Here is a 25,177-nt window from a genome sequence, read left to right on the forward strand (position 1 = left end):
CGTCAACACCGATCTCACGGCACCTTAACCATCTGCGGAAGCTGGTAGGCGCCTGTGAGGACTTCCTCGGTCGGCTGATACAGCCGGAGGATGACGTAGAAGTTCCCCTTCGGAGCAGGCAGCCAATTCGCGGCCAGTTCGCCTTCGGGCGGGTCGAACTGAACCGGGATGGTCATGGAACCGTCCGCGGCCTTCTTCAGGCCCTTCGTGTCCGAGGCCACCTTGTAGCGGCCGATCGGGTTCGCCACGAGCATCTTGTCCGCATCGTCATACATGGTGAGCGACCAGAAGCCGTCCACCGGCGGCTCGCGGTCGAACTTGATGACGTAGCGGTTGGCCCCACTCAACGCGTTGCCGTCCGCGTCGGTCGAGCGCAGCGGATACATCGCCTCCTGCTGGCCATTTCCGCCAAGATAGGAGCCCGCGACCATCGCGCGGAACGGGTAGTTGAAGCCGAAGCTGTCGAGACCCGTACCCCAGTTCCAGCCGTTCCGATTCTGGGTGGCGCTCGCTAGGGAGGACACCACCACGGCCGGCGCATCGGCGAGGCCGCGCAGAACGCCCTTGCGGGTCTGCTCGGGGATCTTCGAGGGGTCGAAGCCGTCAGCCGTCAACCCGATGCGGGCAAATTGGCCAAACAGGGCAGCGTCGGCGGGTTTCACCTTGTTGTCCTTGAGTGCAAAGGCGAGGTGCTTGAAGAAGCCCAGTTCGTCGCCGGCAATCGCCGGGAGTGGCTCCAATGCAGCATCCGACGTCGGCTTCCCGCTCAGCGGCTCAAGCGTGAACTGCTTCTGGAGCGCCAGAACCGGAGCGACAGGCTCGCCCTGCGCGATGCGCAGACGTCCCCAAAGCCAGACCTTGTCCGTCGTCACGTCGAGGCGCTTGACGCCAGCCGGCAACGTGCCGTTCCAGCCGGGAGGAACGAGAGCGAAGCGGCCGGCCTTCGTGCCCGTGGTGCGGCGTCCGATATAGTGTTCCAACTCCTGCCACATGTTGAAGACGTTCACGACATAGTATCGGTTGTTCGTGTCGGGCACGGTGAAGATGTAGGGCTGGTCGAGCGTGACGACGGCGCTCATGTAGAACGTGTCGTTGTTGGCGGTCGGCATGTCCCTCGCGGCGGGCGTTGCCAGTTCGGTTGCCCAACCAATCTGGTTCAGCGGAGCCCGGTAACTGGTGTCCGGCTTGGGCGACGGGACGTCGGTATAGTCGCGAACCACTCGCTCCATGCGCACCAGCGGGTAGCCCCACGCATAGGCGGAGATGGCGAGCTGATAACCGTCCGTCTCCAAGCCCTTGGCAATGACTTCGGGCGACGTGGGGGTCGAGAGAAGCTTATCCTCGAAGGTCTCCGCTATCGAAACGGACGGAGCCGCAAGGGCGGCGCCCAGGGCCAAACAGAGCAGCAGTGAAGTACGCATCGTTGTCTCCTCCCGGGCCGGCATGGTCGATTCCCACCGGGCGTCGATCAACTCACGAGTTCGAAGTCGGGCATCTTGAAGGTCTTGCTGTTGAGCGCCTCCGTCGGGCCATAGAACCGCATCGCCGGCAGCGGGCGCTTGCCTCGCGTCGGGATCCAGTTGGCTTCCATCCCTACGGGTGCGGCGGGGCCGACGAACAGCGTCACGCCGCCATCGGCGTTCTTCTTCATCGTCGGCAGATCGTAGGAAGACAGCGTGGTGCGGTTCTCGTCCGTATAGATGAAGGCATTGGTCGCCCGGTCATAGACGGTAAGCGCCCAGAATTGCTTGACCGGCATCTCGGCCGGCACGTCCACCTTGTAGAGCTTGCCGCCCTCCAGACGTCGCCCATCCTTGTCCGCCATCGCCATCAGATACTGCGTGGCGGGCGAGTTGCTGAGCTCCTTGGGCATGTAGGTGCACCAGAAGTATTCGGCGGCGCGGTCGATCAGATCGATACGGTCGTCGTAGACCCACGTGAATTTCCGGCTGTCGTCGGCCATCAGTAGCGAGGCGTATTGCCGGTCGGGCCAGAAGAACCTGTCCCGGGGCATGTTGTCGAACCACTGCTGGAGATAGAACCATGCATCGACGGCAGCCTGCTCCATCGCCCGCTTGGCGGTCGCGTCGGGGGTGAAGGGCTTTCCCTTCTGGATCCCCAGCGACGTCAGCATACCCATCATCACCTTGTCCTGCTCGCGGACAGGTTCGACGCTCAAGATGGCATGCATGTCTTCGAAGTGGCGGCCGTCATAGAAGGGAAGGGTCGGATATCGTTCGTTGATCGGGTCCACAAATCGCTGCTGGGGAGGGCTTGCAGCCTCCGACAGGTAATACATCCGCAGTCGCTTCGCGTAGGCATAGGCGTCGGCCGTGCTCCTGCCGGGCGCGGGGACGGACCTGAAGGCAAATGCGATACGGAAGTTGGGAGAAGCGACGTGGATATAGCCAGCCGGGACGTCGCCCTTGAAGTCCGGCCCCGTAAACAGCAGCTTGCCGCCCGCTCCTTTGTCGATGCCTGATGGCCCGACATCGGCAATGGTGAACTGCCAGGCGTCGACCACTTGGCCGTAGACGCTGCCATCCGGCCCCGCAATCGGCACCTCCAGCACCACCGGGCCGTTTCGCAAATCGGTGAAAGCGGAAATGTAGGGCGTCGTGCTGTTGGCGGTTATCGCTTCGAGCTTCGGTTTGGCCGGCGCCGAATAGGCGATGATGTCGTTGTCCTTGAGGCCAAGGTTCTCAAACGCGGCACGGCGGAAACTGTAGATCGCGATGGCCGGCATGTTCCAGAGAACCGCCTCGAAGGCGCGGTGGTATTTGATTTGGTAGTCGAAGTCCGTCACCGAGGGCTTGGAGCCCAAAGGAGGCTGACCGCCGAGAGGTTCCTGCCCGTCCTCGGCAATCGCTGGTGAAGGCGTCAGCGCACTGACGACGTTCGACAGCGACAGCGATGCGAGCGCCCCGGCGGAGGTGGGAACGAGGAATTCGCGGCGGTTCATGTCGATCCTCCAACAGTGTGACGACATATACCCCCGACTCCCGGTGCCGCGGCCATGCCTTGCGGCCCGTATAGAACGGGCAATCGGCCTCAGGCGCCACTGCACGAATATGGACGTGCCGCCACCATCGGCTGCAAGGTCGTCCTTAATCGGGCTGTTGGTGAGGGTCTGATCATCCCTGAGATGAGCGGGCCGCTCTCAAGGGCCGGCCGCGTCGGACGATCTGCTCGCCCGCGCTTGCGAGGCCTCGCCCCCAAACCGGAGATGGGTGGCGGACTTCACCTGCATTTGGCCATCGAGGGCTGGCTGTACGTTGCCGCCGTCATCGACCCGTTCTCACGGCGTGTCGTCGGCTGGGCGATGAAGACGGAGATGACGGCACCGCTCGTCGCTGATGCCCTCATCATGGCGATCCGGCGCGGAGGCAAGCCGGACAGCCGGCTGCACCACCCTGACGGGGGCAGCCAATACACAGACGGGGAGTTTCAACGCCCGATGGCCGACCACGGCATCACCTGTTCGATGAGCCGGGCCGGCAATGTCTGGGGCAAGGCGCCGATGGAAGGCTTTTTCTCGTTGCTCAAGGCCGAGTGGACAACTCGCAAGGTCCATAGGGCGAGGGACGATGCCGGGGCCGATGTGCTCGACTATATCGAGCACTCTACGACGGTCGGCGCAGGCACTCGAAGCTGGGCACTCTCAGCCGGGTCGAGTTCGAGGAACGAGCTAAATCAGCTCAACCTCGTGTCCGCAGAACCGGCAGCAGGCCACTGATCGGCTAGCCGATTTGTTCGATGATGATGGCGCGGATCTGTTCGCGCGTCAGTCCGCAGGGTTCGGGTTTCCAGTCAGGGCTGGAGCGAACAACGTTCACTGCGGGGATGGACAGAGAGGCGATAGTGGGTCGGTTGGAAGTCTGGATATGCATGGGTCCTTGGTGCCGCACCGATGAACAGGGGCGGCTGACGCTTGTGCGTCGATTTGAGTGAATGAGCCCGCAGGCTGTCGCCGGGGCAGGGTCGCTTCAGGCGACGGTGGCTTACCTATCGGGATAATGCGGTCCCAATATGGCGCCGTAGGAGTGCGGGCGGCGAGGGCGAGCCATGGCGTGGGTCCTGGGAAACGAGATCACCGTATTTCCGCTGTTCGCGCTTCCAGCGCCGATGGCGGCGCTGTTGGGCTTGCCGGTCGTCGGCGGCGCGGCGGCATTCCTTCTCCTCGGCTTTTCGAGCGGGTCGCCACCATCGGCGTCTGGCTTGCGGGCGCGGGACGAGGCGAGCGGGCATCTTGATTTTCGTCCATATGTCGATTAGCGTGGACATATGGAATCAGAGCAAGCCATCCTCGCCTTCGCGGCGCTCGCACAGTCGACGCGGCTGGACGTGTTCCGGCTGTTGATCGAACACGAGCCTCATGGGCTGCCGGCCGGGGAAGTCGCCCGGCGGCTGGCGGTCCCGCACAACACCATGTCCACGCACCTCGCGGTGCTGACGCGGGCGGGGTTGATCGGCGCCGAGCGTCAAAGCCGGACGATCATCTACCGAGCGAACCTCGACGCGGTGCGGGCGATTGCAGGCTTCCTCGTCAAGGACTGCTGTCGTGGCCGCCCCGAAGTGTGCGAGCCCCTTGTCTCCGAATTGTCGCCCTGCTGCTCAAAGACATTCGCTGCCAAGGAGGCCGCCGATGACTGAACGCATTTACAACGTCCTCTTCCTCTGCACGGGTAATTCGGCGCGTTCGGTACTGGCTGAAAGCATTCTCACGAAGGACGGAGTTGGTCGTTTCCGAGCATTTTCCGCTGGTAGCCAGCCCAAAGGCACCGTCAATCCCTTCGCTTTGAGGGTGTTGCGGGCCTACGATTATCCTTCGGAGGGCTTTCGGTCGAAGAGCTGGGAAGAGTTCGCCACGTCCGGAGCGCCCACCATGGATTTCGTGTTCACCGTCTGCGACAACGCCGCCGGGGAAGCCTGTCCGGTTTGGCCGGGGCAGCCCATGACAGCGCATTGGGGCATTGAAGACCCCGCTGCGGTGGAAGGGATGGATATCCAGAAGGAAGCCGCCTTCGTCGCCGCCTTCCGTTATCTCAAGAACCGGATTTCCGTCTTTGCGGCGCTGCCCATCGCAAGCCTCGACCGTATGACGCTTAGCGCCAAGCTGATCGAGATCGGTCAGTTGCAGGGGTCGACCGCACGCCGCCCCAGCGTGGCATGAGGCGAGCTATGGACGTCGTCGTCTACCACAACCCCGATTGCGGCACGTCGCGCAACACGCTGGCGCTCATTCGGCATGCCGGCATCGAGCCGCATGTCATCGAATATCTGAAGACCCCGCCGACCGGCGCCCTGCTGACGCAGCTGGCGCAGCGGGCCGGATGGCCGCTCAGGGACCTCCTGCGCGAGCGCGGAACACCCTTCCAGGAGTTGGGTCTGGGCAATGCCGGGCTGTCCGACGCGGTGTTGCTGGAGGCGGTCGCCGCCCACCCTATCCTCATCAACCGGCCTTTGGTGGTGTCGCCGCTCGGGGTGAAGCTGTGCCGCCCCTCCGAGACAGTGCTCGACCTGTTGCCCGTGGCGCCGACCACCGACCTCGACAAGGACGATGGCTCGCCCTTCCTGCGTGACGAGCAGGTGGCGTCGACCGATCCGCGCCTGGCCAAGGCGCTGCGTGATGCCGGGTTGCCGACCGACGACCTCCGGGAAAGCGCGGGACGTTTCTTCAGCTTCCGCACGCTCGGCGGCACGTTGGTCGGCTACGGCGGCTTCGAGGTGCACGGCGATGACGTGCTGCTGCGCTCCATCCTTGTGAAGGAGGAGGCACGAGGCCGGGGCATCGGGCGCAACATCGCCCTGCTGCTGATGAGCCGGGCCTTCGAGGCCGGCGCCCGGCAGGCATGGCTGCTGACGACCTCCGCCTTGCCGTTCTTCGAGAGGATCGGCTTCAAGGCGGCGGCGCGGGCCGCGGCGCCGGCCGCGATCGCCGCCACGCCGCAAGCCGCATCCCTATGCCCGGCCTCCGCCCCGCTGCTCACCCGCCGCATCGCGCTCTGAGACGCCATGTCCACGTTCGAACGCTATCTCACCCTCTGGGTGGCCCTGTGCATCGTGGTCGGTGTCGCGCTGGGGCACCTGCTGCCGGGCTTCTTTCACGCGGTAGGCGCGGCGGAAATCGCCAGGGTCAACCTGCCGGTGGCGGTGCTCATCTGGCTGATGATCATCCCGATGCTGCTCAGGATCGACTTCGCGGCCCTGTCGGAAGTTCGCCAGCACTGGCGGGGCATCGGTGTCACGCTGTTCATCAACTGGGCGGTGAAGCCGTTTTCCATGGCGGCGCTGGGCTGGCTGTTCGTCGGCTGGCTGTTCCGTCCCTACCTGCCGGCCGACCAGATCGACAGCTATATCGCCGGGTTGATCATCCTCGCCGCCGCGCCCTGCACCGCCATGGTGTTCGTGTGGTCCAACCTGACGAAGGGCGAGCCGCATTTCACCCTGAGCCAGGTGGCGCTCAACGACGCCATCATGGTGTTCGCCTTCGCGCCGATCGTCGGCTTCCTGCTGGGGCTCTCCGCCATCACGGTGCCATGGGACACGCTGGTGCTGTCGGTCGTGCTCTATATCGCCGTGCCGGTGATCATCGCCCAGATGGTGCGGAGGCGGGTGCTGCGTGGTGGAGAACAGGCGCTCACCCGGCTGCTGGCGCGGCTCCAGCCGCTGTCGCTGGTGGCGCTCCTCGCGACCCTCGTGCTGCTGTTCGGCTTTCAGGGCGAGCAGATCATCGCCCAGCCGATGGTGATTGCCCTGCTGGCGGTCCCGATCCTCATACAGGTCTACTTCAATGCCGGCCTCGCCTATGTGCTGAACCGCCTCTCGGGCGAGCAGCATTGCGTGGCGGGTCCCTCGGCGCTGATCGGGGCGTCCAATTTCTTCGAGCTGGCGGTCGCCGCCGCCATCAGCCTGTTCGGCTTCCAATCGGGAGCGGCGCTCGCCACCGTGGTCGGTGTGCTCATCGAGGTGCCGGTGATGCTCACCGTCGTCTGGATCGTGAACCGCTCCAAGGGCTGGTATGAGGGCGAAGGTCCGCACGCCTCCCGGGTCACCCGCAACCAATGACCGCATCTGACGAGATGGCCGCGCCGCGCCCCACCAGCCTGTTCATCACCGGACTGGGCATCGGGCAGATCTGCTCATGGGGCTCGCTCTACTACAGCTTCCCGCTGATCGCGGAGGCGATGCGCCATGACCTCGGATGGTCGAAGACGGAGCTCTACGGAGCGGCGACGCTCGGGCTGGCGCTGGCGGGGCTGGCGGCCTATCCGGTCGGGACGGCCATCGACCGGGGCCAAGGGCGCCTCGTGATGACGGCCGGGTCCATGCTGGCGGGCCTGCTCCTGCTGGCATGGTCGCAAATGTCGAGCCTGCCGGCCTTCTATGTCTGTGTTGCCGGCATCGGGGCGCTTCAGGCGGCCACGCTCTACGAGCCCGCCTTCGCGGTGGTGGCGCGCCGGGCCGGGGCCGCCAATGCCCGCACGGGGATAACGGCATTGACGCTCTGGGGCGGCTTCGCCTCCACGGTCTTCATTCCGCTGGTTCAGCTGCTCCTCGACCGGATCGGCTGGCGCGACACGCTGCTGGTGCTGGGCGCGATCAACCTCATCCTGTGCGCCGGCCTTTATGGCGCGGTGATCCGGCCGGCACGGGACCGGCATCCGGGCGAGGAGGCGGGATCCTCCGACGCTTCTTGGACACCCAGTTCCGTCGTGCGATGGGTCTTGCGACAGCCGGTCTTCTGGGCACTCGCCGTCGCCTTCACCGCCTATGCCGCCACCTTCTCAGCCTTCACCTTCCACCTGTATCCGCTGCTGATGGAGCGCGGTTTCGACAGTTCGGCCGTGGTCGCGGCGATGGCCGTCATCGGCCCCGCGCAGGTGGCCGGACGGCTGGCCATCTGGATACTGGCGCCGAAAGCCTCGGTTCGGATCATCGGCTGTGGCGTCGTGCTGGTGTTTCCGGTCGCGCTGATGGCGCTGGAACTGCCGCCGAGCTTCACCGTCATCGCCGCCATGGCCGTGCTCTATGGCGGAGCCAATGGCATCATGACCATCGTGCGCGGGCTTGCCGTTCCCGAGATGCTGACGCGGCAGGCCTATGGCTCGGTCAACGGCGCGTTGGCGGCGCCGGCATCGATCAGCCGGGCCGTCGCGCCGCTGGGGGCGGCGTTCCTGTGGACCGCGAGCGGCTCCTATGAGGCCGTTCTGTACGCCCTCATCGTCGGAACGCTGCTGCTCGCGGCCGGTTTCTGGATCGCCGCCGGCCTGTCGCGCCATCCCATTGCCCGAACCGCCGGAAGCCCCCATGCCTGAAGCAGATGACTTTCCCGCTCTCGACATTGATCATCTCGACGTGCCCGACCTTGGCAAGCTCGCGGGGCGGGAGCCGAGCCAACATCCGCCGCGCATTCTGTTGCTCTACGGGTCGCTGCGGGAACGCTCCTACAGCCGGCTATTGGTTGAGGAGGCAGCTCGCCTGCTGACCCGCATGGGTGCCGAGACGCGGATATTCGATCCGCGCGGCCTGCCCATGCCGGATCACGTTCCGCCCGATCATCCCAAGGTGCAGGAGCTTCGGTCGCTGTCGCTCTGGTCCGAGGGGCAGGTGTGGTGCAGCCCGGAGCGACACGGCACCATCACCGGGGTCTTCAAAAGCCAGATCGATTGGCTTCCTCTCGAATATGGCGGCATCCGCCCGACGCAGGGCCGTACCTTGGCGGTGATGCAGGTCTCCGGCGGCTCTCAATCCTTCAATGCCGTGAACGCGCTGAGAGTGCTCGGACGATGGATGCGGATGGTGACCATCCCCAACCAGTCGTCAGTCGCGAAGGCGTTTCAGGAGTTTGACGAGGCCGGGCGCATGAAGCCATCGCCCTATTATGAGCGGGTGGTGGATGTCATGGAGGAGTTGGTGAAGTTCACCCTGCTGCTGCGGGACAGGACAGACTACTTCACCAGCCGGTATAGCGAGCGGCGGGACAAATCACTCAAGGAGCAAGCCCTTATAGCGGCACGTAGTGGAGCCGTCGGGATCGCTTCAGGCGAGTGACATTCCAGCCCAGCGTCGCCTGCGTTCGGCTGTGATTCGGTCGTCGAACAACGTCCGTCAGACGGATCTCATTCGCGAACCGGCACGGGACCGGCATCCGGGCGACGAGGTGGGATCCTCCGGCACCTCATGGACACCCAGTTCCGTCGTGCGATGGGTCCTGCGACAGCCGGTCTTCTGGGCACTCGCCGTCGCCTTCACCACCTACAGCGCGACGTTTTCCGCTTTCACCTTCCACCTGTATCCGCTGCTGCTCGCGGCCGGCTTCTGGATCGCCGCCGGCCTGCCGCGCCATCCCGTCGCCCGAACCGCCGGAAGCCCCCATGCCTGAAGCCGGCGCGCGTGGGCGGGGATATTCCTCGCCCGCGCGCGCCGGCGAGGGCTCACGCCGCGACGGCGCCGTCCTTCACGACCAGCCGGAAGCCCTTCAGCTCGACCCGCTCGAACAGCCCGGCCTGGCTGTAGGGATCGTCGTTCACCAGCTTTTCCGCCGCCGCCTTGTCAGCCGCCTCATAGACGATGATCGAGCCGCAGGGCTTGCCCTCGGCGTCCAGCACCGGGCCGGCGAAGACGAGGCTGGCGGCGATCGAGCGCAGATAGTCGAGATGCGCGGGGCGTACCTCCAGGCGCAGGGGCAGGGCACCGGGGCGGTCGTGGGCGGTCAGGGCGAATTGCATGAGGCGACTCCGATCATTGGGGAGGCGACTATAGCGGCAAGCCCCGCCGCCTCAACGGCGCCGGCTTCGGCGACCGGAACTGGGCATTCTCCGGCGGCCGGACCGGGGCATTCCTCGCCGACGCGCGGCACTACCGGCCGTGCGGCGCGGCTCACTCTTCGAAACGGCCTTCGGTCTCACGGTCGCGCTCGTAGCGCCGCGCGAGCGGAAACGGCGGCAGCCAGGATTCGCGACGGACGGTCCAGAGCTCGTAGGTCGGAGTGAACTGGTCGGGAGCGTCCAGCGCCCCGAGATTCACCTCGACTTCATCCGCGGTGCGCCCGAACACCGAGGAGCCGCAGCGCGGACAGAAGAACCGTCCGGCATAGTCGCGGGTCTCTCCCTCGATCGTCACCGCCTCTTGCGGGAAGATCGCGGAGGCGTGGAAGAGCGCGCCGTGATGCTTTCGGCAATCGAGGCAATGGCACAGGCCGACCCGGTAGGGGCGACCCGAGGCCACGATCCTGACCGCGCCGCACAGGCAGCCGCCGGTGAACTTGTCCATGCCGTACCCTCCGGGATGCCGCGCAAGGCCCTGTGTACAACGAATGGCGGTGTCGTCGCGACCGGCCGCCGGTGCGAGGATCGCGGGCCGGGGGAATTCGGCGCAGGTCGGACGGCCGCCGGAGGCGTTTCGCGGCGGCCGGCGGGTGATAGGCTGGATGCGCGATGGGCCGGGCAGGCCATAGGCTGGGTACGCGATAGGCTGGGTATATGGACACGAGACGGACACCCCTCCTGCTGAGCATGAACGGCGGCTATGTCGATACGGCGGGCTTCCTCTCGCTGCACGGCCTGTTCACCACGCATGTCACCGGCAACTTCGTGACGTTCGGCGCCTCGCTGGCGCACGGCGCCTCGGGAGCCGTGGCCAAGCTGCTGGCGCTGCCGGTGTTCTGCGTGGTGGTCGTGCTGACGCAATTGCTGGCCGGGGCGCTCGACAGGCGCGCTCTGCCGGCCTTCCGGCTGCTGCTGGCGGCGAAGGCCGTGCTGCTGGCGGTGGCCGCCGCGCTCGCCATCCATTTCGGTCCGTTCCCGGACGGTGACGCCATGCCGGCCCTCGTCACCGGAATGGTGCTGGTGAGCGCCATGGCCATGCAGAACGCGACGCACCGCCTGCATCTCGCCAGCGCGCCGCCGACCACGGTGATGACCATGACGACGACGCAGATCATGCTGGATGTCGCGGTCCTGCTGCAGCGCGCCCCGGTCGCGGCGGAGGCGAAGGCGCGCATCGGGCGCATGGTTCCCTCCGTGGTGGCCTTCGCGCTCGGCTGCCTCGGCGCCGCCGGCCTGTTCATCGGCGTCGGCATGTGGGCGTTCCTGGTGCCGCCGCTGCTGGCGATCGTGGCGGTGGCGTGGGCGGACACGCGGGGATAGGTGCCGCCGGCGCCGTCCGGTTCCGCCGGGAGCCGGCCGGCAGTCTCGTGATCGGGCGGCGCTACGGCATCTGCCAGAACGGCTTGATGCCGTCATGCGGATGGAACACCGCCTTCGCGGCGCGCTTCTCGGCCTGGCTGGCGATAGGGGCGAGTTCGATACCGTTCTCGACGGCGGCAAACCAGATCGGCAGGTAGCGGGCCCGGTCGAAGGCATCGATCTGCCGATACGACCAGTCCTTCCCGGAAAGCTCCATCAGCCATCGCACCGCGCCGGCGAGACTGGCGCCGTTCGGCGCCCGGTAGCGCCAGAGGTCCAGCCCGTACCTCTTGCCGATCTCGGCGACGTGGATCCAGCCCTGCAGGTTGAAGCAGCAATAATGCTGCGACGTCTCGCGCAGCAGCTCGTGCGGCTGCGATCCGTCGATAGCGAAATGCTGCGGTATGCGTTCCACCGCGCGCGACAGCGCGGCCCGCAGCGCGATGGCATTGCCGCTCACGGCGGCGATGGCCGCCACCTGAAGGTCGTAATAGATGCCGTGGTTGTTGCGCGCCCGGCATTCGGCAACGCCCTGCTTCGATTTGAGCAGCCAGTTCAGGTAGGAGGTCAGCCAGGCGCGGAATTCGTGGATCTCGCGGGAGGACAGCACGCCGCTCCGGGTGAGAACCAGCACCGCCTTGAGATAGAAGTACAGATCCTTCGTCTCGATGAGCCCGGTCGGCGAGCCCATATTCTTGTTATGCCCCATGCGCACCTGGGCGTATTTCAGATGCCGGGTCATACGGGTGTCCGGCTCGATGAAGAAGCGCACGAGTATCGCCCGTGCGTGATCGAGATAACGACGCTCGCCGGTCTCCCGCCAGGCGAGGCACAGAACGCGCGTGTCGTCGAAGACGCGCTGCAGGCGGGTACGATCGTAGCGCTCGCTTTCCGGCTCATACATCACGGTTCCCGGTATGCGCACACCGTCGCGCATGACATAGGGCAGGCCGTTGGGCGTCGCGGGATTCGGCCAGAAATACGGGGCGGGATGGAAATAGTCGTGCGCGTTGCCGCTCGGCGGCAGGGTCGTCTTGTCGAGCACCGAATAGGGACCGCGTGTCAGCGCTTCGTCGGCGGCGGCAACAAGCGCGAGCTTGATGCCGATCAAGGCCGTGGTGAGGGTGAGCACGATACACGTCCGATCGCAGGTCAATCCGCTGGTAGCTTGCTCGCAAGGCTAACGGAGGCGAAGGAAAATCGACGGGCGGCGCCGTAGAACTTTCGGGCATGCCGCAAATGTCGGGGTGAAGCTTCGGCGATCACCGGTTTGTGGTCGGGAATCGGTCAGGTGGTGCGGCATGGCCGTTGCCATTCCGTTACCACCGGCGCAGAAAGCGGGCCTGCGGGGGAGCTTCCTGTCGGAAATTGGCGTCTCTGTCGAAAGCCGACCGCATTCGCGTCGCGAGGCCGGGCCGGAGGTGGCCGGTAAATTGACGGCCAGGCGGGATGTCTTCAAGGCTGGTCAACGGCAGGGCGTGGAACGTCCCCTGCCGTCCTCTCATCCATCGAACGTTCCGAAAAGAGGGATGGGTGCCGATACGGCACCGTCCGCGCCTGCGTCGCGTGCCGAGCGATCGGCTGTCCGGGGGAGTGCCTCCCGGCGGTCGGATGGGCGGCGGCAGCCGGGCAATGATCTCGCGGCGGTGCCGCGCGACGGAGAGTGGGCATGACCGCAGCCGATGCGGAGAAGATCACCGGCCTCAAGCCGGTGCGGAACGCCCTCGCGGAGATGTTCCCCTGGGAAGTCCGGCACATCGAGCCGGTCGAGGGGCATCCCGTGAGCATGAGCCGGCTGGTGCAGCAGGTCGGTGCGGTCCGCCTCGTCGAGACCGAGCGCGGCTATAATGGCTGGTCGCGTACCGATCACCAGCCGGGCCTCGTGCCGCCCGCGCTGGCGGTGGTCGGCTTCACCCTCTCCAAGGGGCTGATGCTGGAGCCGCCCGACGGCCGGCGCCTGCTGATGGTCGAAAACGAAATGCTGGTCACGCCCTACCGGCCGGGCAGCCTCGTCTGGCGCGGCTTCGGCTCGGCCACGCTGTTCCTGAGCTTTCCGGCGGACCTTGTCGTCGATGTGCTCGGCCGGCATTTCCATCTGGCGGCGCAGGAGCCAAGCTTCGATCCGCGGCTGCTCTCCGACCATCATCCGGGATTTGGCCTGCGCCATATGGCGCAGCGGGCGCTGGAGGATGTCTCCTCGCTGCCGGACGCCACGTCCTCGCTCGTGCGCGACCTGCTGGTGCGGCAATATCAGGACGTCATGACCAGCCTGCTGCTGCTGCACGTGCCGCATTCGCTGAGCGGCCAGCTGCAGCGGGCGGGCGAGGGCGGGCAGCCGCTGCATCTGCGCCGGGCGCTCGACTATCTCCACGCCAATCTGGAGCAGCCGCTGACGCTGGAGGCCATCGCCGCCGCCGCCGGCTGCAGCCCGCGCCAGCTGCAACTGGCCTTCCGCAGCCATCTCGCCACCACGCCGATGGCGATGGCGAAGCGGCTGCGCCTGGAGATGGCGGAGGCGCGTCTGCGCTCCGGCCAGTATCGCAACGTGACGGACGCGGCGCTGGCACTGCATTTCAGCAATCTCGGCCGCTTCGCCGCCGAGTTCCGCGCGCTGTTCGGCTATTCGCCGCACCAGGTGGCACCGCCGGCGCCGTAGCGGCGGTCTCGTCCGGGACGGCGAGACTTTGCGTGGCCGGCCCCGTCCGGCGATGGCCCGTGCTCGCGGGCCGGACGTCCCGACCACAGATGACGGCCTCGTGACCGGAAGGCCGTCCGGCCTGGCGCCATCGGCGCTTGCGGCGTTAATCCAGCGGAAATAATTTCAATTTAAAATCATTCTCTGAGCATTTTGTATGTGTTTCTTCGCTATCCGGACGGCGGCCCGCATCCTCGGTTCCTAAAACAGGGAGGTTGATGAGTCCCAGACAGATAGGTGAGGAAATGGCCGACCTAAGCGTAGCAAGTGGCGCCACGACGACCGTCGAGACGAACTCGACGTATGGAAATATCTTTCTCGGAACCGGCTCGACATTGGTTGCCGACGGAGCGAGCATCGCGACGAACTTCCTTGATGCCGGCACGAATTCTGTGATCAAGGTCACGGATGGTGGCACTTTTACGAATACCGGTTGGACCAACGGCTCCAATTTGACCTTCGAGGTCGACGGTTCCTCTACGTTGGATTTCTCGGCCCAGCAGTCCGGCGGTGGCGGCATCAGCGGCCAGACCATCGTCTTCACCGGTGACGGCGACGGCACGGTCAAGCTGCCCGGCGGCGTGACCAACCTCAAGATCGAGGGCTTCAATGCCGGTGACGTGCTGAAGTTCAGCGACAGCAACATCACGGAATTCCGCACCATCGACAATGGCGACGGCACCATCACCATTCAGGCGGTGAACGTGCAGAGCGTGTGGTACACGCAGGTCCTCTCCTCGGTGACCGTTTCGGGCAACGTCAATCCCGACGACTTCATCTTCGATGCCTCGACCGGCACGGTGGGCTATGCCTGCTTCCTCATCGGCACCCGGATCGCCACGCCGGACGGCGAGGTCGCGGTCGAGAATCTCAAGGCCGGCGATCTCGTGCTGACCCATGACGGCCGCGCCGTCGCGGTGAAGTGGCTCGGCCGCCGCACGCTGCGCGCCCGCACCATTCCCGAGGACAAGCGGGTGGAGGCGATGCCGATCCGCATCCGCAAGGGCGCGCTCGGCAACGGCCTGCCGGTGCGCGAGCTGGTGGTGTCGCCCCAGCACCACATGTATCTCGACGGCGCGCTGGTGCCGGCGGTGCTGCTGGTGAACGGCAAGACCATCGTGCAGGACTTCGCGATGGAGACGATCCAGTATTTCCACGTCGAGCTCGACCGCTTCGACGTCATCCTCGCCGAGGGCGCGCCGACGGAATCGTATCTCGACACCGGCAACCGCGCCATGTTCGAGGGCGAGAACCGCACCGTCACCCAGCTTCGCCCGAGCTTCCAGGAGGAGCGCCGCGAGCAGGTCCGGCAGGCCCGCGCCGAGTGCGGCTTCGAGGTGCTGCGCAACGGCCCGCGGCTGAACAAGCTGCGTCGCCGCCTGTTCGCCAAGGCCGAGAGCCTGACCGGCTTCACGCGCCAGGCCGACAGCCGGCTGCGTGCCCTGTGCGACGGCGTGGAAATCCGTCCGGAAATCGCCGATGGGCGTTTCCGGTTCACCCTGCCGGCGGTGCCCGCCGAGGGCGTGCGGCTGCTCTCCCGCGCCGTGACGCTGCGCGACGGCCTCGACAACGCGACCCGCAGCCTGGACGTGGTCGGCGTCGGCGTCACCGGCATCGAGCTGCGCGACGCCCACACGGTGCGCATGGTCGCGCTCGACGCGGCGGAGCTGTCCGGCTTCCATGCTCCGCACGCCCACCAGGGCGGCGAGCGGCGCTGGACCTCGAAGCAGGCCGAACTGCCGGCGTCGCTGTTCGCCGGGCTGAGCGGTCCGGTGACGCTGACCCTCACGGTCGACAGCGGCTCGCTGCGCTACTGGCAGAAGAGCGAGGCCAAGCCGGTCGCCCGCGTCGCCTGAGCAGGCCAGTGAAGCGGGCGGGGCCATGCGTGCACGTCACGCGGCCCCGCCCGTCTTGCCTGTCGGTCAGAGGGCGGAGGCCGACGCCGGAAAAGGATGCGCGAGGCGGGGCGCCGTTTGCCGCCCGCCATCTGCCGCCGGCCGCTAGGGCACGCGGTAGGCGGTGCCGGTCGCGGTGATGCTCGTTCGGCAATTGGCGATGGTAGCGGCGTGGTCGACCGAGACGTTGGCGACGATGTTGGCGCCTTGCTGGCCGGCAAGCAGGCCGAGGGATTGCAGCGCGTCCTGTTCCGTCGGCTGCGAGTCCAGGGCCGTCTTCTGGCAGGAGAGGCCGGTGAACCGCCCCAGAGACTGGGCTTTCGCCGGAACCTTGTAGGTCGGCGACATCTGAACCGTCACCGGGCTCATGGCCACTGATTGTGGACTGGAGGAGACGTTCTGGTCCGAGGTCGTGCAACCCGCTAAAAGCACGGCGAGAAAGCAGATGCCGATGATACGCATGGCATACCCCCCTGTTTACTCTAGGTAATCATTGTTCTCGGATAATATCCATCGAAATTCCCGAAGTTCTCGTGGTGCGGTGCGGTAGATGACAGGGCAGGTGCGAAAGCGCCGCGCGCGTGTCCCGGGGCGGCTCGCGGTCGCCTTGACGGCGCGCGGAGCGGGACGGCGCCGAAGTGCTTGTGGGGAAGGCGGTGCACCCCTAGGCTGAAGGTATTCCCGGGGGGCTGCCATGACGCTGCGTTTCTTGCTGATCGCGGTGCTGTCGTTGCTGGGCGTGACCGCTTCGGCGCACGCCAAGGAGGGCGACGCCTATCGCGAGCGTCTCGACCGTTTCGGCGGCATGTCCGGCGGCCGTCCGGCGGCGCTTCCCGCCATGAGCGAGAAGCAGAAGCGCGCGGCGTTCGTACCCTTCGCCCGCGCAGCCAGCGATTGCATCGCGCGCGAGGTCGGCGACGATTACCGGTTCGTCGACGCGGTGTTCGCCCGGCAGGTCCCGAACCTGATCCCCGATGCGATTTCGCGTTGCGGCTCGCAACTCGTCGCCATGGGCGTCGCGCATGAGCGGCTCTACGGACCGGGGACCGGCAGGGCCTTCCTGCTCGGGCCCTATGTCGAGGGGCTTAACGAGGCGGTCGCCAAGCGCCTGGAAGGGCGCGTCGCCACGCTCTACCGCCTCGCCGGCGGCGAGGGCGAGGGCGAGGGCGAGGGCGCGGGCCGGCCGGCGGGGCCGCTCGCCTTTCTCGTGCTGGCGAGCCGCGAGGACATCGACGCCGCCATACCGGTGGGGCGGGCCTTCCGGCCCGATTTCCCGCGGGTGTTCGTCGCCCGCGCCAGCAATGGGCGCTACGCGGTCGTGCTGGGGCCGGTCGCCGCCGGCGAGGCCGCCGCCGTCAACGCCGCGTTGAAGCGGGGCGGCAAGATCCCCATGGATTCGTTCGTTTCGGACGGCAGCAAATTGTCGGCCTCCATCTGGGACGCCTCGCTGGATGCCGGCACCTCCGTGGCCGCCACCCCGCCGGCCGCCGGCGCGGCGCCGGACACCGATGCCAAGCGCGGGGATAAGATCGCCTCCGGCAGCGGCTTCTTCGTCAGCGGCGACGGGCTGATGCTGACCAACGCGCATGTCGCCGGCGACTGCCGCAGCCTCACCGTCCGTCCCTATGGGCCGGCGCAGCTGGTGCAGAAGGACGGCGCGAACGATCTCGCGGTGATCCGGGTCGTTGGCGCGACGCCCAAGGCGGTCGCCGCTTTCCGCGAGGAGCCGGTCCGGCTGGGGTCGTCGGTGATGATGCTGGGCTATCCGCTGTCGAATTATCTCAACAGCGCGCTCAACGTCACCGCCGGCATGGTGAGCAGCCTTTCGGGGATCGACGGCGATACCCGCTATCTCCAGTTCACCGCGCCGACGCAGCCCGGCAATTCCGGCGGGCCGCTGCTCGACAATACCGGCAGGGTCGTCGGGGTGGCGACGGCGAAACTGAGCGACCTCAGCGTGATCAAGGTCGCCGGCACGGTGCCGCAGAACGTGAACTTCGCACTGGGCAACGGCGCGGCGCTGGCTTTCCTGCGCGCCGCCGGCGTGCCGGTGAATGTGCGCGGCGAGGCGAGCGAGATGAAGGCCGAGGACATCGCCGAGACCGGGGCGAAATTCACCGCGCAGATCATCTGCGAGCGATAGGCCGCGCGTGGCCGCCGCCGGCCGCCGCCTGTCGCCGCCTGTCGCGGGACCGGCCACCGGTGAATGGCTTCCGTTATCGAGCGCGAACACGGAACGAATGTCTCCCCGCACCGGCTTGTGCGCTGCCGCGAAAGGCCGGAGGCTTGCCCTCTTACCGAAGGTGAAGCGCTGGAGGCTGGACATGATGCGCAGGAAGACCGTGGCACTCGCCGCGCTGGCGGTGCTGGCGGGCGGCTTCGCCCATGCCGAGGAGCCGCCGCTGTGGAAGCTCTACGAGCAGTCGCTCAAGAGCGCCAAATATATCGACCTCACCCATGCCTTCGAGCCGGTGCAGCCGGTGTGGCCGGGCTTCGGCAATGCGGTGTTCAAGCCGGCGGTGGCCGGCCGGGACATCGAGGGTTATGTGAAGGAGGGCGAGGAGTTCACCTATGACAAGCACGGCTTCGTCGCCTCGGCCTATGAGCTGACCACCGACCAGTACGGCACTCAGCTCGATCCGCCCTCGCACTGGAACCCCAAGGGCGCCACCATCTCCGACCTGCCGGCCAGCTTCGCCATCCGCCCGCTGGCGGTGATCGACATTTCCGGCAAGGTCGCCAGGGACGAAGGCTACCACCTTCAGGTGGCGGATATCGAGGAATGGGAGAAGGCGCACGGCCGCATCCCGGAAGGGGCGGTCGTGTTCGTGCGCTCCGACTGGTACAAGAAATGGCCGGACAGGGAGCGCTTCGGCAAGGCGCCGTTCCCGGGCGTCAGCCTCGCCGCGCTGAAGTTCCTGCACCTCGAGCGCAAGATCCTGTTCCACGGGCACGAGCCGCTCGACACCGACACCACGCCGACGCTGGAAGGCGAGCACTGGCTGATGCACAACAACTTCGCCCAGGCCGAGGGTGTCGCCAATCTAGACAAGGTGCCGGAAGCCGGGGCGCTGGTGACCATCGGCTTCGCCAAGCCGCTCGGCGGCTCGGGCGGCTATGCCCGCTACATCGCCATCGCGCCGGCGGACTGGAAAGAGGGCGTCTCGGTGCTCGACGCGCCGGGCGCGCCGCTACCGACGCAGTCGGCTCCCCTGAAGCGCGGCGCCGATGGCGTGTTCCGGCCGACGCCGTAGGGCGGCGTCCGGCTCGGCGCGCGACAACTAATGCCGTGTGCGGCGGCGGGCAGGGTCATGCCCGTCAGCCGCATGCCGCGGTCCGAAGGCGCAGGTTCAACCGGCGATCACGTTCAACCGGCGATGGGGCGTCGGTTCAGGACAATTCCAGCGATGGCTGACCGCTACTGTCGCCACCACCCGACTCGGCGTCGGCGGTCGACGAGGAAGAGGCGGGGGCACCGTCGACCTGCGCCGGGACTTCGGGCAGGCGCACATGGAAGCGGCGCAGGACGTTGGCCACCTTGGACGCGGAGCGGATCCGCCAGCGCAGGGCACGCGCCGACTTGCTCGCATTGGTGCCCTTCTCCTGCACGTTGCTGGCGCCGTGATTGAGAAAATACAGCCCGCCGAAGAAGGGGAGCGGCTCGATCGGCCGGCCGAGCTCCTCCATCGCCTCGGGGAAATGCGTGTGGTCGAGCAGCTTGTGCCAGATCGTCGTCTTGTCCATGTAGGATTCGGGAAGATCCGCACGGGTCATCCAGAACGCCGCGCAGCTGCCGCAGAGCCGATAGAAGGGCGCGGTCTCCAGCGACAGGGTGCCGAGCGAGCCGTTCGAGACGTCGTATATGTAGCCCTTGTCGATATAATAGCCCGTCTTGTTGTTGTGCGTGCGGATATAGCTGCATATGTCGCGGTCGAGATAGTCGTCCGCGTCCAGGGTAAAGAAATAGAAGTTATCGATATTGGTCTTGCGCAGCTGCGACAGCAGAAGCCGGCGCTTCTTCTGCTTGTCGTTGCTGTACTGGGATGGGTCGGTCGGCCGTTCCCATTCGGCTTCGAGCCAGCACACGCGCTCGGCGAACTTTCCCAGATTGGGCTTGTCGTGCCCCGCCACGACGATGAGGTAGTTCGGGTCGGTCTGCTTGCGCAGGCAGGCGACGGTCGCAACCAGGTTCTTCTGGACGATCGCCCACTTCTCCGGCGTGGTCTTGCCCTTCAGCGAGATGCCGAACACCACGACGGGGCCGTCACGCTCTTCGAGGAGCTCATTGACCTTGTCGACGAACTTCCGCTCGATCGCGCGATGGTCGCTGCCCGCGGACGACGAGGTGGAGGAGGTTGTCATAGTGGCGCTCCCTACTATTTTCTGTTGCATAGCATGAGAGATCGGCAAATGACACGTGTCCGGCGTCGTGTGTCCCACAGGTTGTACCAATGTCTTATTTTGGTTCCATATAAGGCACATAGCCGCATCACGTCTTCGCGTGCCGGTTGACGGGGCCGCGCCGCAATTCCGACGTCATGCTCATCGTCGCACCCCGCGGCCGAATCATCCCGCCGGCCGCGCCCCCAATGGGTAAGCACCGTGAAGGCGCAAGGCGGTACGTCGATCCGGCGGAAAATCGCTGTCGTGTGGCGTGTCGGACCCGCGAATCCCCAGCGTCATCCGCCGGAAGCCGAGTGGATCGGGCGGGGGCGGCGCACTAAGGTGGTGCCGTCGATCCCCATGTGAGCCTGAACGATGCCTGTGAGTTCCGCCGCCGTGCCCACCGCCCATGCCAGCCGCTATCTCCAGCAGCTCTGCAAGCACTGGGCGCACAAGTTCGAGGTCAGCTTCACCCCCGAGGACGGGCGGATCGTGCTGCCGGAGAACACCATCGCCACGCTGCATGCCGACGACGCGGCACTCGCCGTGCGGCTGGAGGCAGTCGACGCGCCGACGCTGGAGCGCATGAAGGGCGTCGTCGCCAACCATCTCGACCGCTTCGCCTTCCGCGAGGCGCCGCTGCCGTTCGACTGGCGCGACGAGGGCTGAGCCCTACGCCTTGCGGATGCGGAAGACGAGCTCGGCCGCGCGCCGCTCGCTCGCTTCCAGCACGTCGCCGAGCTGGCCGACGAGATGGGGAATGTCGATCACCGCCATCGGATCGGTGCAGACCACCTCGAAGCGCGCGCCCGGCGCGGCGCGTTCCAGCGCCCGCCTTGTGTGCAGCGCCGGCAGCGGGCATTTCAAACCCTTGAGGTCGAGCCGCGTCGATTCGTCGGCGCCGGGCGTTTCGGCATCCGGCGTCGGTGCTGTGGGCTTGCCGGGATCGGCGTCGACGGGCATCTAGGCATCTCCTGCGCCTCGCTTAAGGCGAGGGCGCGAACCCGGCAAGACATAAGCAAGTCTCGGGACCGGGAAAGGGAGGACGTGATGCGCGTGATGGGTTTCGCCGGCTGGAGCGGGGCGGGCAAGACCACGCTGCTCGCGCGGCTGATCCCGGTGCTGGTCGGGCGCGGGCTGAAGGTCTCCACCATCAAGCACGCCCATCACGAGTTCGACATCGACACGCCGGGCAAGGATTCGCACACCCATCGCGTGGTGGGGGCGAGCGAGGTGCTGGTCGCCTCCGCCGTGCGCTGGGCGCTGATGCACGAACTGCGCGGCGCGCCGGAACCGGAGCTGCCGGAGCTGATCGCGCATCTGGCGCCGGTGGATCTCGTGCTGGTGGAGGGCTTCAAGCGCGACCGCCACCCGAAGATCGAGATCCACCGCGCCGAGGTGGGCAAGCCGTTCCTGCATCCCGACGATCCGTTCATCGCCGCCATCGCCTCGGACCGGCCGCTGCCGGAGGCGCTCCTGCCTGTGATCGACCTCGACGATACCGAGGCCATCGCCGATTTCGTCGAGGCGCATGCGGCGGCGGTGACCATGGTTGACTGGCGCACGCGCTGAGGCGGCCGGGCTCGTCACGAGGCTTCAGCCTGCAAGGGCGATGAGGCGTTCGGCGGCCGCGAGGTCGTCCGGCGTGTTGATGTTGAGGAACGGGTCGTAGGGCGCGGCCGGCCAGTCGACGGTGACGGCGCGGGCGCGGGCGGTGAAGGCGCGCACGCGGCGCTCGCCCTCGTCCACCAGCATGCGCCGCAGCAGCGGCGCCAGCGCGATGTCCCACAGGCCGATCACCGGATGGTCGCGCCCGCCAGAGGCGGCGATGGCGGCGGGGGCGTCGTGTCTTTCCGCCAGCAGCCGGGCGGCGAGATCGCGCGGCAGCAGCGGGCAATCGGCGGAGACGGTAAGGACATGTCGTGCCGAGGGATGATGGGCGGCGGCATGTTCCATGCCGGCGAGCAGGCCGGCGAGCGGGCCGGGAAAATCCGGCAGCGGGTCGGCCACCACCGGCAGGTCGACGCCGAAGCGGGCGGGATCGCCATTGGCGTTGAGCACCAGCGCGTCGACCTGCGGCGCCAGCCGCTCGATCACCCGGTCGAGCAGGCGGCGGCCAGCGACCAGTTGCAGCGCCTTGTCCCCGCCGCCCATGCGACGCGACAGGCCACCGGCGAGGATGACGCCGAGAATGCGCTCGCCGCTCGCGCTGGCGCTGCTCATGCGGCCGGCCTCGTCAGCAGATAGGCGGCGACGGCGAGCATCGTCGCGCCGATGCCGGCCAGCACCAGCGTCGGGATGGCGGTGAAGGAGAGGATGGCGAAGCTCGCCGCCATCGAGCCGGTGGCAACGAACTGCGCCCAGCGCGGCACCACGCCGCGCGCGCGCCAGGCGACCACCGCCGGGCCGAGCTTGGGATGGCCCAGCAGCCAGCGCTCGAAGCGCGGCGAGGAGCGGGTGAACAGCCAGGCGGCGAGGATGAGGAAGGGCGTGCCGGGCAGGACCGGGAGCACGATGCCGGCAATGCCGAGGCCGACGCAGACCCAGGCGAGCACGAACAGCAGCCAGCGCACCGGCGCGGCGGCGGCGGAAAGGGCGCGGTTCTTCTCGCTCATGCGGCGGCTACGCCGATGGGCGCACTGTTGGACGCATCGATGGGCGGATTCATGGGCGGATCCACATCCTGCCTTGGCCCGCCGATCCGTGCTTCCCATCGGTCGACGCGCGGCGTTGATGGCGAGCGGGCGGACGGTTTTCCCGAACCGGCCGACCCGTGCTGATTGTTCGCAAGGGCAGCATAGCGGCTTATCCGGCGTCGAGCAGCTTCACCGCGACGTCGCGCTCGAAAATGTGCAGCAGCAGCCGCAGGGCGCGACCCCGCTCGCCGACGAGATCGGGATCCTCGGCGACCAGCGCGCGGGCCTCCGCGCGGGCGCGCTCCAGGAGATCGCCATGCACTTCCAGCCGGGCGACGCGGAAGCCGGGCAGGCCGCTCTGGCGGGTGCCGAGCAGGTCGCCCTCGCCACGCAGCTCAAGGTCTTTCTCGGCGAGATAGAAGCCGTCGTCGGACTGGCGCAGCGCCTCCAGCCGGGCGCGCGCCACCTCGCCGAGCGGGCGGCGATAGACCAGCAGGCAGATCGAGGCGACGTCTCCGCGCCCGACGCGACCGCGCAGCTGGTGCAACTGGGCGAGGCCGAAGCGCTCGGCGTGCTCGATGACGATGATGCTGGCTTCCGGAACGTCGACGCCGACCTCGACCACGGTGGTGGCAACGAGGATGCGGGTCTCGCCGCGGGCGAAGGCGCCCATGGCGGTGTCCTTCTCCGCGCCCTTCATCTTGCCGTGGACGAGCCCAACGGCGGCGCCGAAATACTGGCGCAGATCCTCGAAGCGCTCCTGCGCGGCGGCGAGATCGGAGGTCTCGGATTCCTCCACCAGCGGGCAGATCCAGTAGACGCGGCGGCCCTCCTCGAGCGCGTGGCCGAGGCGGGCGATCACCTCGTCGAGCCGGTCCATCGCTACCATGCGGGTGTCGATCGGCTTGCGGCCCTTCGGCTTCTCGCGCAGCTCGGAGGAGTCCATGTCGCCGAAATAGGTCAGCACCAACGTGCGCGGGATCGGCGTGGCGGTCATCACCAGCACGTCCACCGCCTCGCCTTTGGCGGCGAGCGCCAGCCGCTGGTGCACGCCGAAGCGGTGCTGCTCGTCGACCACCGCGAGGGCGAGGTCGCGGAAGCCGACGCCCTCCTGGAACAGCGCGTGGGTGCCGATGACGAGGTCGATCTCGCCGGCGGCCAGCTGGGCGAGCAGGGCGTCGCGGGCCTTGCCCTTCTCCCGCCCGGTGAGCACGGCGACGCGGATGCCGGCGGCCTCGGCGAGCGGCGCGATGGTCTTGAGATGCTGGCGGGCGAGGATTTCGGTCGGCGCCATGATCGCCGCCTGATGGCCGGCCTCGATGACGGTGGCGGCGGCGAGCAGCGCCACCACTGTCTTGCCCGAGCCGACATCGCCCTGCAGCAGGCGCAGCATGCGGTTGTGCGAGGCGAGGTCGGCGCGGATGGCGATGAGCGCGGCTTCCTGCGAGCCGGTGAGCGAGAAGGGCAGGGCACCGAGGATCTTCGCGGTGAGAGCACCCGTGCCGACGACGGGCCGCCCGGTCTTGCGCACGGTACGCGCGCGCACCAGCGCGAGGGCAAGCTGGCCGGCGAGCAATTCGTCATAGGCGAGGCGGCGCCAGGCGAGGCCGCCGGGCGTGGCGTCGGCAAGATCCTGCGGCTGGTGGATGCGGGCGAGGGCGGCGTGGAACTCCGGCCCTTCGGGAAGGCAGCCCCAGTCGGGCAGCGGGCCGGTCTTCTGGAGGGCGCCGGCGATGGCGCGGCGGACATGGCCCTGCCCGAGTCCCTCCACCAGCGGGTAGACCGGTTCGACGGGCGGCAGGCGGGCGAGGCCCTCATCGTCCAGCACGCGGTCGGGATGCACGATCTGCGGGATGCCGTCATAGAGCTGAACGGTGCCGGACACCCAGCGGTCCTCGCCCACCGGCAGCATGTGCTCCATGCGGCGGCGGTCGGCGGCGAAGAAGATCAGCGCCAGCTCGCCGGTCTCGTCATGGGTGTAGACGCGGTAGGGCGCGCGCGAGCCGGGCGGCGTGGGAACGTGGCGGTCGACATGCACCCGCACGGTGCCGATCTCGCCGGGCACCAGCTGGGCGACGGTCGGCCGGGCCCGGCGGTCGAGGGTGGAGGCGGGCAGGTGCAGGAGCAGGTCGAGCACCCGCGCGCCCTCCGGCTTGCCGAGCAGCCGGCCGAACGGGCGGGCGAGCTTCGGCCCGATGCCCGGAAGATCGGTGAGGGCGGCGAAGTAGGGATTGAGGGCGTCGGGGCGAAGCATGGCGCGGAATGTGGAGGAAGGGCGGGGCAGGTGCAATCGTGTCGGGCGGGAGGTGGAGGCGTTCCAGTGGACAGGCCCGGACAATAGCATGGCGTCTCGGTGTGGCCCTTTCGTGCAAGGCAGCG

The 25,177-nt window shown here is 67.3% G+C and carries 26 protein-coding genes and 1 pseudogene; 16 read left to right on the forward strand and 11 right to left on the reverse strand.

Annotation, left to right across the window (positions count from 1 at the left end; all coding sequences use genetic code 11):
* Positions 1-14: 14 nt before the first annotated feature.
* On the reverse strand, positions 15-1,421 hold the full coding sequence (locus KHC28_RS02800) for a DUF1254 domain-containing protein (RefSeq protein WP_214006806.1): 1,407 nt from the start codon (positions 1,419-1,421) through the stop codon (positions 15-17).
* Positions 1,422-1,468: 47 nt separating this feature from the next.
* A complete protein-coding gene (locus KHC28_RS02805) occupies positions 1,469-2,962 on the reverse strand; it encodes a DUF1254 domain-containing protein (protein ID WP_214006807.1) in 1,494 nt (497 codons plus the stop codon).
* A 208-nt stretch (positions 2,963-3,170) separates the two neighbouring features.
* On the opposite strand from KHC28_RS02805, the pseudogene KHC28_RS02810 reads away from it, so the two are divergent.
* The 9 genes and pseudogenes from KHC28_RS02810 to KHC28_RS02850 form a co-directional block, all read left to right on the forward strand.
* Positions 3,171-3,744: pseudogene (locus KHC28_RS02810) on the forward strand (IS3 family transposase); the annotation flags it as partial.
* Between the two features lie 321 nt (positions 3,745-4,065).
* Positions 4,066-4,275, forward strand: a complete 210-nt coding sequence (locus KHC28_RS02815; protein ID WP_214006808.1) for a hypothetical protein — start codon at positions 4,066-4,068, stop codon at positions 4,273-4,275.
* Positions 4,276-4,284: 9 nt separating this feature from the next.
* The gene (locus KHC28_RS02820) at positions 4,285-4,653 is read left to right on the forward strand and encodes an ArsR/SmtB family transcription factor (protein ID WP_214006809.1); all 369 of its coding nucleotides are present in this window, start codon (positions 4,285-4,287) and stop codon (positions 4,651-4,653) included.
* Complete coding sequence (locus KHC28_RS02825) at positions 4,646-5,173, forward strand: arsenate reductase ArsC (RefSeq protein ID WP_214006810.1); 528 nt, start codon at positions 4,646-4,648, stop codon at positions 5,171-5,173. Before KHC28_RS02820 ends, KHC28_RS02825 begins: the two co-directional genes overlap by 8 nt.
* 8 nt (positions 5,174-5,181) lie before the next feature.
* Positions 5,182-6,009 (forward strand): arsenic resistance N-acetyltransferase ArsN2, encoded by an 828-nt coding sequence (gene arsN2, locus KHC28_RS02830; RefSeq protein ID WP_214006811.1) that lies wholly within the window; start codon positions 5,182-5,184, stop codon positions 6,007-6,009.
* A 6-nt stretch (positions 6,010-6,015) separates the two neighbouring features.
* Complete coding sequence (gene arsB, locus KHC28_RS02835) at positions 6,016-7,068, forward strand: ACR3 family arsenite efflux transporter (protein WP_214006812.1); 1,053 nt, start codon at positions 6,016-6,018, stop codon at positions 7,066-7,068.
* Positions 7,065-8,318: an MFS transporter gene (locus KHC28_RS02840; RefSeq protein WP_214006813.1), complete on the forward strand. Its 1,254-nt coding sequence runs from the start codon at positions 7,065-7,067 to the stop codon at positions 8,316-8,318. The genes arsB and KHC28_RS02840 overlap by 4 nt, the downstream gene beginning before the upstream one ends.
* A complete protein-coding gene (gene arsH, locus KHC28_RS02845) occupies positions 8,311-9,054 on the forward strand; it encodes an arsenical resistance protein ArsH (RefSeq protein WP_214006814.1) in 744 nt (247 codons plus the stop codon). Before KHC28_RS02840 ends, arsH begins: the two co-directional genes overlap by 8 nt.
* A gap of 148 nt (positions 9,055-9,202) precedes the next feature.
* Entirely contained in the window at positions 9,203-9,385 is a 183-nt protein-coding gene (locus KHC28_RS02850; protein ID WP_214006944.1) for a hypothetical protein, read from the forward strand.
* Positions 9,386-9,437: 52 nt separating this feature from the next.
* Here the strand turns inward: KHC28_RS02850 and KHC28_RS02855 are convergent, their stop codons facing one another.
* Both KHC28_RS02855 and KHC28_RS02860 read right to left on the reverse strand, forming a co-directional pair.
* Positions 9,438-9,731 carry a YciI family protein gene (locus KHC28_RS02855; protein WP_214006815.1) on the reverse strand — a complete coding sequence of 98 codons (294 nt, stop codon included), beginning with the start codon at positions 9,729-9,731 and terminating at the stop codon, positions 9,438-9,440.
* A 151-nt stretch (positions 9,732-9,882) separates the two neighbouring features.
* Entirely contained in the window at positions 9,883-10,275 is a 393-nt protein-coding gene (locus KHC28_RS02860; protein WP_214006816.1) for a GFA family protein, read from the reverse strand.
* A gap of 209 nt (positions 10,276-10,484) precedes the next feature.
* Here KHC28_RS02860 and KHC28_RS02865 point away from each other — a divergent pair, with 209 nt between their 5' ends.
* Positions 10,485-11,150 (forward strand): YoaK family protein, encoded by a 666-nt coding sequence (locus KHC28_RS02865; RefSeq protein WP_214006817.1) that lies wholly within the window; start codon positions 10,485-10,487, stop codon positions 11,148-11,150.
* 61 nt (positions 11,151-11,211) lie between these two features.
* Here the strand turns inward: KHC28_RS02865 and KHC28_RS02870 are convergent, their stop codons facing one another.
* Positions 11,212-12,321: an alginate lyase family protein gene (locus KHC28_RS02870; protein ID WP_214006818.1), complete on the reverse strand. Its 1,110-nt coding sequence runs from the start codon at positions 12,319-12,321 to the stop codon at positions 11,212-11,214.
* A gap of 537 nt (positions 12,322-12,858) precedes the next feature.
* Here KHC28_RS02870 and KHC28_RS02875 point away from each other — a divergent pair.
* Positions 12,859-13,845 (forward strand): helix-turn-helix transcriptional regulator, encoded by a 987-nt coding sequence (locus tag KHC28_RS02875; protein WP_214006819.1) that lies wholly within the window; start codon positions 12,859-12,861, stop codon positions 13,843-13,845.
* A gap of 431 nt (positions 13,846-14,276) precedes the next feature.
* Positions 14,277-15,740 (forward strand): Hint domain-containing protein, encoded by a 1,464-nt coding sequence (locus KHC28_RS02880; protein ID WP_214006820.1) that lies wholly within the window; start codon positions 14,277-14,279, stop codon positions 15,738-15,740.
* Positions 15,741-15,884: 144 nt separating this feature from the next.
* Here the strand turns inward: KHC28_RS02880 and KHC28_RS02885 are convergent, their stop codons facing one another.
* On the reverse strand, positions 15,885-16,241 hold the full coding sequence (locus KHC28_RS02885) for a hypothetical protein (protein WP_214006821.1): 357 nt from the start codon (positions 16,239-16,241) through the stop codon (positions 15,885-15,887).
* 232 nt (positions 16,242-16,473) lie between these two features.
* Here KHC28_RS02885 and KHC28_RS02890 point away from each other — a divergent pair, with 232 nt between their 5' ends.
* Entirely contained in the window at positions 16,474-17,922 is a 1,449-nt protein-coding gene (locus KHC28_RS02890) for a S1C family serine protease (protein ID WP_214006822.1), read from the forward strand.
* Between the two features lie 181 nt (positions 17,923-18,103).
* Positions 18,104-19,033, forward strand: coding sequence for a cyclase family protein (locus tag KHC28_RS02895; protein ID WP_214006823.1), 930 nt, complete (start codon positions 18,104-18,106; stop codon positions 19,031-19,033).
* Between the two features lie 136 nt (positions 19,034-19,169).
* Here KHC28_RS02895 and KHC28_RS02900 read toward each other — a convergent pair whose 3' ends face one another.
* A complete protein-coding gene (locus tag KHC28_RS02900) occupies positions 19,170-20,141 on the reverse strand; it encodes a hypothetical protein (protein ID WP_214006824.1) in 972 nt (323 codons plus the stop codon).
* A gap of 396 nt (positions 20,142-20,537) precedes the next feature.
* On the opposite strand from KHC28_RS02900, the gene KHC28_RS02905 reads away from it, so the two are divergent.
* Entirely contained in the window at positions 20,538-20,831 is a 294-nt protein-coding gene (locus KHC28_RS02905) for a DUF2218 domain-containing protein (RefSeq protein ID WP_214006825.1), read from the forward strand.
* A gap of 3 nt (positions 20,832-20,834) precedes the next feature.
* Here the strand turns inward: KHC28_RS02905 and KHC28_RS02910 are convergent, their stop codons facing one another.
* Positions 20,835-21,125 (reverse strand): sulfurtransferase TusA family protein, encoded by a 291-nt coding sequence (locus tag KHC28_RS02910; protein WP_214006826.1) that lies wholly within the window; start codon positions 21,123-21,125, stop codon positions 20,835-20,837.
* A gap of 87 nt (positions 21,126-21,212) precedes the next feature.
* On the opposite strand from KHC28_RS02910, the gene mobB reads away from it, so the two are divergent.
* Entirely contained in the window at positions 21,213-21,734 is a 522-nt protein-coding gene (mobB, locus tag KHC28_RS02915; RefSeq protein WP_214006827.1) for a molybdopterin-guanine dinucleotide biosynthesis protein B, read from the forward strand.
* A 24-nt stretch (positions 21,735-21,758) separates the two neighbouring features.
* On the opposite strand, the gene mobA is transcribed toward mobB, so the two are convergent.
* From mobA to recG, 3 genes are all read right to left on the reverse strand, one after another.
* Positions 21,759-22,385: a molybdenum cofactor guanylyltransferase MobA gene (mobA, locus tag KHC28_RS02920; RefSeq protein WP_214006828.1), complete on the reverse strand. Its 627-nt coding sequence runs from the start codon at positions 22,383-22,385 to the stop codon at positions 21,759-21,761.
* Positions 22,382-22,777, reverse strand: a complete 396-nt coding sequence (locus KHC28_RS02925) for a YbaN family protein (protein WP_246564176.1) — start codon at positions 22,775-22,777, stop codon at positions 22,382-22,384. Before KHC28_RS02925 ends, mobA begins: the two co-directional genes overlap by 4 nt.
* Before the next feature lie 190 nt (positions 22,778-22,967).
* Positions 22,968-25,052 (reverse strand): ATP-dependent DNA helicase RecG, encoded by a 2,085-nt coding sequence (gene recG, locus KHC28_RS02930; RefSeq protein WP_214006829.1) that lies wholly within the window; start codon positions 25,050-25,052, stop codon positions 22,968-22,970.
* Between the last annotated feature and the right edge of the window lie 125 nt (positions 25,053-25,177).

The organism is Ancylobacter sonchi, from assembly GCF_018390695.1.
Lineage (GTDB): Bacteria > Pseudomonadota > Alphaproteobacteria > Rhizobiales > Xanthobacteraceae > Ancylobacter > Ancylobacter sonchi.

What these genes read in the sequence shown, in the direction of transcription:
- mobA (WP_214006828.1), bottom strand. Translation starts at nt 22,385, where the DNA reads ATGAGCAGCGCCAGCGCGAGCGGCGAGCGCATTCTCGGCGTCATCCTC.
- KHC28_RS02905 (WP_214006825.1), top strand. Translation starts at nt 20,538, where the DNA reads ATGCCTGTGAGTTCCGCCGCCGTGCCCACCGCCCATGCCAGCCGCTAT.
- mobB (WP_214006827.1), top strand. Translation starts at nt 21,213, where the DNA reads ATGCGCGTGATGGGTTTCGCCGGCTGGAGCGGGGCGGGCAAGACCACG.
- KHC28_RS02855 (WP_214006815.1), bottom strand. Translation starts at nt 9,731, where the DNA reads ATGCAATTCGCCCTGACCGCCCACGACCGCCCCGGTGCCCTGCCCCTG.
- arsN2 (WP_214006811.1), top strand. Translation starts at nt 5,182, where the DNA reads ATGGACGTCGTCGTCTACCACAACCCCGATTGCGGCACGTCGCGCAAC.
- arsH (WP_214006814.1), top strand. Translation starts at nt 8,311, where the DNA reads ATGCCTGAAGCAGATGACTTTCCCGCTCTCGACATTGATCATCTCGAC.
- KHC28_RS02840 (WP_214006813.1), top strand. Translation starts at nt 7,065, where the DNA reads ATGACCGCATCTGACGAGATGGCCGCGCCGCGCCCCACCAGCCTGTTC.
- KHC28_RS02910 (WP_214006826.1), bottom strand. Translation starts at nt 21,125, where the DNA reads ATGCCCGTCGACGCCGATCCCGGCAAGCCCACAGCACCGACGCCGGAT.
- KHC28_RS02825 (WP_214006810.1), top strand. Translation starts at nt 4,646, where the DNA reads ATGACTGAACGCATTTACAACGTCCTCTTCCTCTGCACGGGTAATTCG.
- KHC28_RS02820 (WP_214006809.1), top strand. Translation starts at nt 4,285, where the DNA reads ATGGAATCAGAGCAAGCCATCCTCGCCTTCGCGGCGCTCGCACAGTCG.
- KHC28_RS02800 (WP_214006806.1), bottom strand. Translation starts at nt 1,421, where the DNA reads ATGCGTACTTCACTGCTGCTCTGTTTGGCCCTGGGCGCCGCCCTTGCG.
- KHC28_RS02865 (WP_214006817.1), top strand. Translation starts at nt 10,485, where the DNA reads ATGGACACGAGACGGACACCCCTCCTGCTGAGCATGAACGGCGGCTAT.
- KHC28_RS02890 (WP_214006822.1), top strand. Translation starts at nt 16,474, where the DNA reads ATGACGCTGCGTTTCTTGCTGATCGCGGTGCTGTCGTTGCTGGGCGTG.
- KHC28_RS02805 (WP_214006807.1), bottom strand. Translation starts at nt 2,962, where the DNA reads ATGAACCGCCGCGAATTCCTCGTTCCCACCTCCGCCGGGGCGCTCGCA.
- KHC28_RS02815 (WP_214006808.1), top strand. Translation starts at nt 4,066, where the DNA reads ATGGCGTGGGTCCTGGGAAACGAGATCACCGTATTTCCGCTGTTCGCG.
- recG (WP_214006829.1), bottom strand. Translation starts at nt 25,052, where the DNA reads ATGCTTCGCCCCGACGCCCTCAATCCCTACTTCGCCGCCCTCACCGAT.
- KHC28_RS02875 (WP_214006819.1), top strand. Translation starts at nt 12,859, where the DNA reads ATGACCGCAGCCGATGCGGAGAAGATCACCGGCCTCAAGCCGGTGCGG.
- KHC28_RS02885 (WP_214006821.1), bottom strand. Translation starts at nt 16,241, where the DNA reads ATGCGTATCATCGGCATCTGCTTTCTCGCCGTGCTTTTAGCGGGTTGC.
- KHC28_RS02860 (WP_214006816.1), bottom strand. Translation starts at nt 10,275, where the DNA reads ATGGACAAGTTCACCGGCGGCTGCCTGTGCGGCGCGGTCAGGATCGTG.
- KHC28_RS02895 (WP_214006823.1), top strand. Translation starts at nt 18,104, where the DNA reads ATGATGCGCAGGAAGACCGTGGCACTCGCCGCGCTGGCGGTGCTGGCG.
- KHC28_RS02900 (WP_214006824.1), bottom strand. Translation starts at nt 20,141, where the DNA reads ATGACAACCTCCTCCACCTCGTCGTCCGCGGGCAGCGACCATCGCGCG.
- KHC28_RS02925 (WP_246564176.1), bottom strand. Translation starts at nt 22,777, where the DNA reads ATGAGCGAGAAGAACCGCGCCCTTTCCGCCGCCGCCGCGCCGGTGCGC.
- arsB (WP_214006812.1), top strand. Translation starts at nt 6,016, where the DNA reads ATGTCCACGTTCGAACGCTATCTCACCCTCTGGGTGGCCCTGTGCATC.